Here is an 8,066-nt window from a genome sequence, read left to right on the forward strand (position 1 = left end):
TGGCGGATATCGAGCAGCACGTGGTCACTGCCGGTGCGCTGCATCTCGGCATCGATGGCGCGGGCGACGATATCCCGCGGGGCGAGCTCGGCCCGCGGGTCCAGGGCGGGCATGAAACGCTCGCCGCGGACGTTGAGCAGCCGGCCGCCCTCGCCGCGCACCGCCTCGCTGATCAGGAAGGGGCTGCCCTCTGGGTCGTAGAGGCAGGTGGGGTGGAACTGCTGGAACTCCAGGTTCATCAGCTCGGCGCCCAGCTCCGCCGCTATCAGCATGCCCTCGCCGCAGGAGGGATGGGGGCTGGTGGTGTGGCGATAGAGCCCGCTGGCGCCGCCGGTGGCCAGCACGGTGTCGGCGGCGAGGAGCTCATGGCGCCGTCCCGCGGTGTCCAGGCAGCGTGCCCCGCGGCAGTGGCCGGCGCTATCCGCGATCAGGCCGATGGCGGTCAGGTCGTCGTGCACCCGGATGGCCGGGTGCGCCGCCACATGGGCCTTGAGGGTCTCCATCACCGCCAGGCCGGTGGCATCGGCGGCATGGATGATGCGCCGGGCACCGTGGCCGCCCTCGCGGGTCAGGTGGTAAGGGTAGCCGGCATCGGGGCTAGGGTCCGGGGTGAAGGGGACCCCCAGCGACAGCAGCCACTGGATTGCGGCCGGCCCCTGCTCCACTGTGAAGCGGACCGCGGCCTCGTCGCAGAGGCCGTCGCCGGCCACCAGGGTGTCGGCCACGTGGGCGTCGAAATCGTCGCCGGGGGCGAGGACCGCGGCGATGCCGCCCTGGGCCCAGCGGCTGGCGCCCTGATCGTCGCTGGCCGGGCGCAGCAGGGTGACCCCGCGGCGGTCGGCGATCTCCAGGGCCAGCACCAGGCCGGCGACGCCGCCGCCGATGATCAGCACATCATGGTTGCCGTGGGGCATCGTGCGTTCCTTTGTCGAGGGGGGCGAGGTCGCGTCGCGCCCACCGGCGACCCGAGGCGCGGCGCAGGCGACGGCTGGGCAGGCGGGTCAGGCCGCCCAGGCGGGTGACCAGGGCCTGGGTCAGGCGGGCCAGTTCACGATTGAGCCACAGATAGCCGCTGGGGCTGAACAGCACGCGACCCTCGTCGCTGCGCGCGTTGGTGGCCAGGGCGGCGTGGCGCTGCAGGTCGAACTGGCTGATCTCGACCTCGATGGGCTGGCCGGTACGCACCTGGAAGGCCAGGGTGCCGAGTTCCCGGGCGAGCCGGTGCTGTTCGTCACGCAGGCCCGCCATGGCCTCGATGCGGTCGTGGCCCTGGCGCGTGGTCCAGTGGGTCTCGAGCAGCAGCTCGATGGTCGAGAGCATGCGGCGCTGCAGGGAGATGATGTCATCGAGCTCCTCGCGGTTCAGTCGCCGCTCGCGATGGATGGCGTCGACCAGGCCGCGCTGCTTGACCAACGCCGAGCTGGTGGCCTTGAGCAGGGCACGGGTGTCGACGTCCAGGGCGGTCGCAGCGGTGGTATGGACATGGAAGAGTCGAGCCATGCGATCGAGGTTCTCGGCCAGCATGAAGCGCATCATGTCGGTGGCCTTCTGGGGAAGCACCAGCACGGTCACGAGGATGCCCACCAGGGTGCCCAGCAGCACGTCGAAGGCGCGCCACAGGCCGACGCCCAGGTCGTGGCTGCCGTCGCCGATCACCAGCAGCAGGCTGACGGCGAACATCAGGCCGCTGTAGCCGTGGCGATTGCCGAAGGTGAGCCAGGTGGCGACGCCGATCGCGGCGAGGCTGCCGGCCGGGATCAGCAGGGGTAGGCCCGGCGGGAGCAGGATGAGCACCAGGCCCGACCCTGCGCCGAGCAGGGTGCCGAGCAGTCGCTGGCGGCCCTTGTCGAGCACCCCGCCGATGTGCGGCAGGTTACCCATTACCATGACGGTGCTGACCAGTGCCCAGCTGGAGTGGGGGATCTCGAACAGCCGAATGATGACGAAGGTGACCGTCAGGGCCAGCACTACGCGCAGCACATGCAGGCGGCGGCGATAGCGATAGGTGAAGAAGGGATCGCGCAGGGGCGGCAGGTTCATGAGGCGAGGCCCCGTTGGTGCGCCGCAAGGGGATCGCTCCAGGCGAAGGACGGGGAGACTGGTGCCCGGAGCCGGGCTCGAACCGGCACGGTGTCGCCACCGAGGGATTTTAAGTCCCTTGCGTCTACCAATTTCGCCATCCGGGCGGCACGGTGTCGAGCGGAAAAAGGGGGAGGTGGAGGCTGGAGTCGGAATCGAACCGGCGTACACGGAGTTGCAGTCCGCTGCATAACCACTCTGCCATCCAGCCTTGTCGAGCCATTCATGGCCATCTCCTCGGGGGAAGATGGAGCGGGAAACGAGATTCGAACTCGCGACCCCAACCTTGGCAAGGTTGTGCTCTACCACTGAGCTATTCCCGCCTGACTCGAGAGCGAATTATACGGATAAGTTGGTGACTGTCAAACGCTTTTGATCGATGCCGACGGACTCTCGATTGCGACCTACATGGAGTCGCTCAGGTGCGGCCAGGCGGCACGCAGGTAGAGGACCATGGACCACAGCGTCAGCACGGCGGCCACGTGCAGGGTGACCACGGCCAGGGTGGCGATGGGGGTGCCCGGGGCGAAGGCCAGCAGCAGGAAGATCGCGATCATCTGCAGGGTGGTCTTGACCTTGCCGATCCAGGAGACCGCCACCTTGCCGCGCTTGCCCATCTCGGCCATCCATTCGCGCAGCGCCGAGATGACGATCTCGCGGCCGATGATCACCAGCGCCGGCAGGGTGAGCCAGACGGCGTCGTAGCGCTCGATCATCAGCGCCAGGGCCACCGCCACCATCAGCTTGTCGGCCACCGGGTCGAGGAAGGCGCCGAAGGGGGTCGACTGGTTCCAGCGGCGCGCCAGGTAGCCGTCCAGCCAGTCGGTGATCGACGCCAGGGCGAACAGGCCGGCGGCCAGCGGCATGCTCCAGGTGAAGGGCAGGTAGACGAGCACCACCAGCAGCGGGATGAAGGCGATTCTGGCCAGGGTGAGGATATTCGGGATGTTCATCGGGTGACGCTGTCCTTGCCGGTGGGGTGGTGCCGAGGCGCCCGCCTATTCTATCCGCCTTGGGACCTATCATCCATGCAGGGCGCGATGAATCGCCTCGGCCAGGGTGGCGCTGATGCCGGGCACCCGGGCCAGCTCCTCGCGGCTGGCCTGTTTCACGCCCTGCAGCCCGCCGAAGAAGCGCAGCAGCTCGCGGCGGCGCTTGGGCCCCACGCCGGGGATGCCCTCCAGGGTGGAGGTGCGCCGCGCCTTGTCGCGGCGGGTGCGGTGGCCGGTGATGGCGAAGCGGTGGGCCTCGTCGCGTACCTGCTGGATCAGGTGGAGCGCCGGGGAGGCGGCGTCGAGGTCGAGGGTGCGCTCGACGGTCTCCAGGAACAGCGTCTCCAGCCCCGCCTTGCGGGTGGTGCCCTTGGCGACGCCGACCAGGGTCACGCCCTCGACGCCGAGTTCGGCGAACACCTCGCGAGCCAGGTTGAGCTGGCCCTTGCCGCCGTCGACCAGCAGCACGTCGGGGCGCACGCCCTCGCCCTCGCGAAGGCGCTGGAAGCGTCGGACCAGCGCCTGGCGCATGGCCGCATAGTCGTCGCCGGCGGCCACCCCGGCGATGTTGAAACGGCGATAGTCGGACTTGCGCGGCCCGTTTTCGTCGAACACCACGCAGGAGGCCACCGTGGCCTCGCCGTGGCTGTGGCTGATGTCGAAACACTCCAGGCGTGCCGGGGGCGTCTCCAGCCCCAGGGCCTCGCGCAGCACCGCGAAGCGCCGCGTGAGCTGGGCCTGGCTGGCCAGCTGGCCAGCCAGCTGCTGCTCGGCGTTGGTGATGGCCAGCGCCTTCCACTGGGCGCGATGGCCGCGCACCTGGTCGGTGAGCCGCACGCGCTTGCCGGCGCGCTCGCCGAGGGCCGCCCCGATCAGCTCGCGATCCGCCAGCGCATGGCTGGTGATCACCTCGCGGGGAATCTCCCGGGCCTGGCCCAGGTAGTACTGGCTGACGAACTCCGCGAGCAGCGCCTCGGGGGGGAGGTCGAGCCCGTTGGCCGGCGCCTGGTGGCGGGCGCCCAGCAGGCGCCCCTGGCGCACGCTGAGTACCGAGATACACAGCGCCCCGGGGCGGCTGGCCAGGGCGAAGACGTCGGCATCGCCATCGCCGGTGTCGACGAACTGACGCTGCTGCAGCTGGCGCAGCTGTTGGATCTGGTCGCGCAGGCGGGCGGCCTCCTCGAAGGCGAGCGCCTGGCTGGCCGCCTCCATGGCCGCGGTGAGCTCCCGGGTCACCTGCTCGCTCCGGCCTTCCAGGCACTGCACGGCATGCTCCAGGTCCCGCCGGTAGTCGGCCTGGCTGATGTAGTCGACGCAGGGGGCGCTGCAGCGCTCGATCTGGTACTGCAGGCAGGGCCTCGTGCGGTGGGCGAAGACGCTGTCCTCGCAGCTGCGGATGCGGAAGATCTTCTGCATCAGCGACAGGCTCTCGCGCACCGCCAGGCTGCTCGGGTAGGGGCCCAGGTAGCGACCGTCATCGCGGCGGGCGCGGGCGCGCTTGTACTCCAGCGCCGGGTAGGGGTGGCGGTCGGTGACGAAGACGAAGGGGTAGGACTTGTCGTCGCGCAGCAGGATGTTGTAGGGCGGGCGCAGCTCCTTGATCAGGGTCTGCTCGAGCAGCAGTGCCTCGGTTTCGCTGTTGGTCACGGTGACCTGGATATCGGCGATGCGTCCCACCAGCGCCTGGGTCTTGGCGTTCAGCGTCCCGCGGAAATAGCTGGCCAGGCGCGCCTTCAGGCGGCGAGCCTTGCCCACGTAGAGGGTGTCGCCCTGGGCGTCGAGCATCCGATAGATGCCCGGGGACTCGCTGACGGTGTCGAGGAAGTGTCGGTGATCGAAGCTCATGCACACGCTGAGGCCGAAGTGGCGAGAGTGCCATCCTAGCAGATCGCGCGGGGCGGGTGGCCCCGGGCGATCTCACTCGAGGCTGGCGAAGCCCTCGACCAGGCCGTGGCGCAGGCCGAGGTGGGTCAGTTCCACATCGGTATTCACGCCCAGCTTGTCGAAGATGCGGTAGCGATAGGTGTTGACCGTCTTGGGGCTGAGGAAGAGCCGGTCGGAGATGTCGGCCACCTTCTGACAGTTGACGATCATCATCGCCACCTGCATCTCGCGCTGGGAGAGCTGGTCGAAGGGGTTCTCCGGCGCGTCGATGCGCGACAGCACCAGCCGCTGGGCCACCTCGGGGCTGACATAGCGCTGTCCGCCGAAGACACCGCGGATGGCGGTCACCATCTCGTCGTGCTGGCAGCCCTTGCTGAGGAAGCCGTAGGCGCCGGCGTCGAGCAGGCGCTGGGCGAAGGTCTCCTCCAGCCAGGCCGTCAGCACCAGGACCCGGGTGTCGGGCTGGGTGCGATGGATCTTGCGGGTGGCCTCCAGGCCACCGATGCCCGGCATGCGAATGTCCATCAGGACCACGTCGGGCGACAGGCGGCGGGTCTCGGCGATGGCGTCCTCGCCGTTGGAGGCCTCGCCGACCACGCTGATGTCCTCTTCGGCGTTCAGCAGGTGGGCGATGCTGGTCCTCACCAGGTGATGGTCGTCGGCAATCAGTACCCGGATCAAGGCATCGGCTCCTGAGTGAGTATTATGGGGAGTGGCAGGAAGGGATGAGGTCTCCCGTACCCAAAGAGTGGCACAACTCGGTCGGGGGTGGAAAGTATTCTTGGGAATCAGGTGGGGGAAGCGGGTCGGGGGTTGACGCGCAGAAGGGGGAGGCGTATGATTTGCCTCGTTCTCGCGAAGGGCGAGACGGTGTGGGGCCTTAGCTCAGCTGGGAGAGCGCGACACTGGCAGTGTCGAGGTCAGCGGTTCGATCCCGCTAGGCTCCACCAACAAGACATTGTGAATCAGCCGCTTAGCGAAAACCGCTAGGCGGCTTTTTCTTGCATGCTCGCGGTGAAGCGAAAGCTCTGTCATGCGCGGGGCTCTGGGGTTGTCGCCTTGCCACAAATTGCCACGGCCGCGGCGAGGTCGGGCGGGGCCGTGGTGTTCGAGGTCTCGTGCCGGCGTCAGGTGCAGTCGGCGGCGCCCTGGCCGAACATGTCGAACAGCAGCTCGCGGCCGAGGGGGGTGAGCACGAAGCGGTTGTGCTCGTTCCAGGTGGCGGCTTCGCTTGATTCCAGCACCTGCTGGCAGGTACGCCACTCGGCGGAGGCGCGGCCCAGGTCGTCGAGGGAGGCGCGGTCCAGGCCGCGGTGGGGCACCGAGACCATCTCCAGCACATGGCCATGGCGGTAGAGCAAGGCGGCCATGCGGGAGAGGCAGTGGCGCAGGCTGCGCTGCAGGAAGGCGTTGGGGGAGGCGTCGATCGTCATGGGCCGCAGCTCCTTGAGGCTCAGGGATGCTGCGGCCCATTATACCACCAAGGTCGTATCGACCAAAGTCTAAGACCGTCCTAGCTCTCCACGCGCCCCAGCAGCAGGAACTCGATCAGCGCCTTCTGGGCGTGCAGACGGTTGCCGGCCTCCTGCCAGACCACGGCGCGCGGGTCGTCGAGCAGGGTCGCGCTGATCTCCTCGCCGCGGTGGGCGGGCAGGCAGTGGAGGAAGAGCACGTCCCGTTTCGCACGATCGAGCAGCGCCTCGGTCACCTGGAAGCCGGCGAAGTCCGCCGCGCGCCTGGCCTGCTCCTCCTCCTGGCCCATGGAGGCCCAGACGTCGGTGGTCACCAGGTCGGCGTCGACCACGGCATCAATGGGGTCGCGCAGGATCGTCGCCCGGTCCCCGGCCGCGGCGAGGATCTCCTGGCGCGGCTCGTAGCCCTCCGGGCAGCAGATGCGCAGCCGGAAGTCGAACTGGCGGGCGGCGTTGATCCAGGAGTGGCACATGTTGTTGCCGTCGCCGATCCACACCGCGGTCTTGCCCTTGACGCTGCCGCGCAGCTCGGTCCAGGTCATGACGTCGGCGAGCAGTTGGCAGGGGTGGTAGTCGTCGGAGAGGGCGTTGATCACCGGCACCTCGCTGGCCGCAGCGTACTCCTCGAGCCCGGCGTGGGAGAAGGTGCGAATCATCACGATGTCGACCATCTCGGCGAGCACCCGGGCGGTATCGCCGATGGGCTCGCCGCGGCCCAGTTGGGTATCGCGGGGCGACAGGAAGAGCGCGTGGCCGCCGAAGTGCGCCATGGCGGTCTCGAAGGAGACCCGGGTCCGGGTCGAGGACTTCTCGAAGATCATCGCCAGGGTGCGGTTGCGGAAGGGGGCATAGACCGGCCCCTGGGCCTTGAGCTCGTTCTTGATGGTGATGGCGCGCTGAATGAGGTAGTGCAGCTCATCCTGGCTCAGGTCCAGCAGGGTAAGGAAATGGCGGCTGGCCATAGGGGTGCTCCACGGGAAAAAACGTCCATCCTAGCCAGCCGCCGGGGGATGCGCAACGCGCGCCGGATCAGTAGAATGGGCCATCATCAAGACCCACTGGCGGACTCGGGTATTGCCCGGGGGGCGATTCCCCGGGAGTCGGCCATCACGACCTGACGATTTCGCCACACCAGTATGGAGATGCCATGAGCACCACCCTCGAGAACATCCAGCGCCAGATCGGCGAGAACCCCATCCTGATCTACATGAAGGGCACGCCCCAGCTGCCGCAGTGCGGCTTCTCCGCCCAGACCGTGCAGGCGCTGATGGCCTGCGGCGAGCGCTTTGCCTTCGTCAACGTGCTCGACAATCCGGACATCCGCGCCGAGCTGCCCAAGTTCGCCAACTGGCCCACCTTCCCCCAGCTGTGGGTCGAGGGCGAGCTGGTAGGCGGCTGCGACATCGTCATGGAGATGCACCAGAGCGGCGAGCTGGAGACGCTGATCAAGGAAACCGCGGCCAAACATCCTAGCGCCTAGCGCCCTTCGGGCAGCGCCCAGCTACAAGCGCCTAGCGCCCTTCGGGCAGCGCCCAGCTACAAGCGCCTAGCGCCCGGCAGGTAAGCAACGGGCGGAAGGTGTCGAGGCCGAGAACGAAAAACCCGCTGGAGCTCGACTCCAGCGGGTTTTTTCGTTGGC

General features: G+C 68.3%; 8 protein-coding genes and 4 tRNA genes. 2 read left to right on the forward strand and 10 right to left on the reverse strand.

Annotated features, from left to right (window positions below):
* From J5F18_RS10940 to J5F18_RS10975, 8 genes are all read right to left on the reverse strand, one after another.
* On the reverse strand, nt 1–914 hold a 914-nt coding region (locus tag J5F18_RS10940), incomplete at its 3' end, for an FAD-binding protein (RefSeq protein ID WP_346298677.1).
* Nucleotides 895–2,040 carry an FUSC family protein gene (locus J5F18_RS10945; RefSeq protein ID WP_346298678.1) on the reverse strand — a complete coding sequence of 382 codons (1,146 nt, stop codon included), beginning with the start codon at nt 2,038–2,040 and terminating at the stop codon, nt 895–897. The genes J5F18_RS10940 and J5F18_RS10945, both read right to left, overlap by 20 nt.
* Nucleotides 2,041–2,099: 59 nt before the next feature.
* A tRNA-Leu gene (locus J5F18_RS10950) sits at nt 2,100–2,186 on the reverse strand.
* A 30-nt stretch (nt 2,187–2,216) separates the two neighbouring features.
* Nucleotides 2,217–2,290 (reverse strand) — tRNA-Cys (locus J5F18_RS10955).
* A gap of 37 nt (nt 2,291–2,327) precedes the next feature.
* A tRNA-Gly gene (locus tag J5F18_RS10960) sits at nt 2,328–2,402 on the reverse strand.
* Nucleotides 2,403–2,483: 81 nt separating this feature from the next.
* Nucleotides 2,484–3,032, reverse strand: coding sequence for a CDP-diacylglycerol--glycerol-3-phosphate 3-phosphatidyltransferase (gene pgsA / locus J5F18_RS10965; protein WP_346298679.1), 549 nt, complete (start codon nt 3,030–3,032; stop codon nt 2,484–2,486).
* A gap of 69 nt (nt 3,033–3,101) precedes the next feature.
* Complete coding sequence (gene uvrC, locus J5F18_RS10970; protein ID WP_346298680.1) at nt 3,102–4,916, reverse strand: excinuclease ABC subunit UvrC; 1,815 nt, start codon at nt 4,914–4,916, stop codon at nt 3,102–3,104.
* Between the two features lie 72 nt (nt 4,917–4,988).
* Nucleotides 4,989–5,636, reverse strand: a complete 648-nt coding sequence (locus J5F18_RS10975; protein WP_346298681.1) for a response regulator — start codon at nt 5,634–5,636, stop codon at nt 4,989–4,991.
* Between the two features lie 193 nt (nt 5,637–5,829).
* On the opposite strand from J5F18_RS10975, the gene J5F18_RS10980 reads away from it, so the two are divergent.
* Nucleotides 5,830–5,905, forward strand: a tRNA-Ala gene (locus tag J5F18_RS10980).
* Between the two features lie 177 nt (nt 5,906–6,082).
* Here the strand turns inward: J5F18_RS10980 and J5F18_RS10985 are convergent.
* Together J5F18_RS10985 and argF are read right to left on the reverse strand one after the other, a co-directional pair.
* Nucleotides 6,083–6,388, reverse strand: a complete 306-nt coding sequence (locus tag J5F18_RS10985; RefSeq protein WP_346298682.1) for a hypothetical protein — start codon at nt 6,386–6,388, stop codon at nt 6,083–6,085.
* Between the two features lie 80 nt (nt 6,389–6,468).
* Nucleotides 6,469–7,389 carry an ornithine carbamoyltransferase gene (argF, locus tag J5F18_RS10990; protein WP_346298683.1) on the reverse strand — a complete coding sequence of 307 codons (921 nt, stop codon included), beginning with the start codon at nt 7,387–7,389 and terminating at the stop codon, nt 6,469–6,471.
* 185 nt (nt 7,390–7,574) lie between these two features.
* Here argF and J5F18_RS10995 point away from each other — a divergent pair, with 185 nt between their 5' ends.
* Nucleotides 7,575–7,907: a Grx4 family monothiol glutaredoxin gene (locus J5F18_RS10995; protein WP_346298684.1), complete on the forward strand. Its 333-nt coding sequence runs from the start codon at nt 7,575–7,577 to the stop codon at nt 7,905–7,907.
* Nucleotides 7,908–8,066: the final 159 nt, after the last annotated feature.

It is taken from the genome of Halomonas sp. BM-2019 (genome assembly GCF_017584085.1).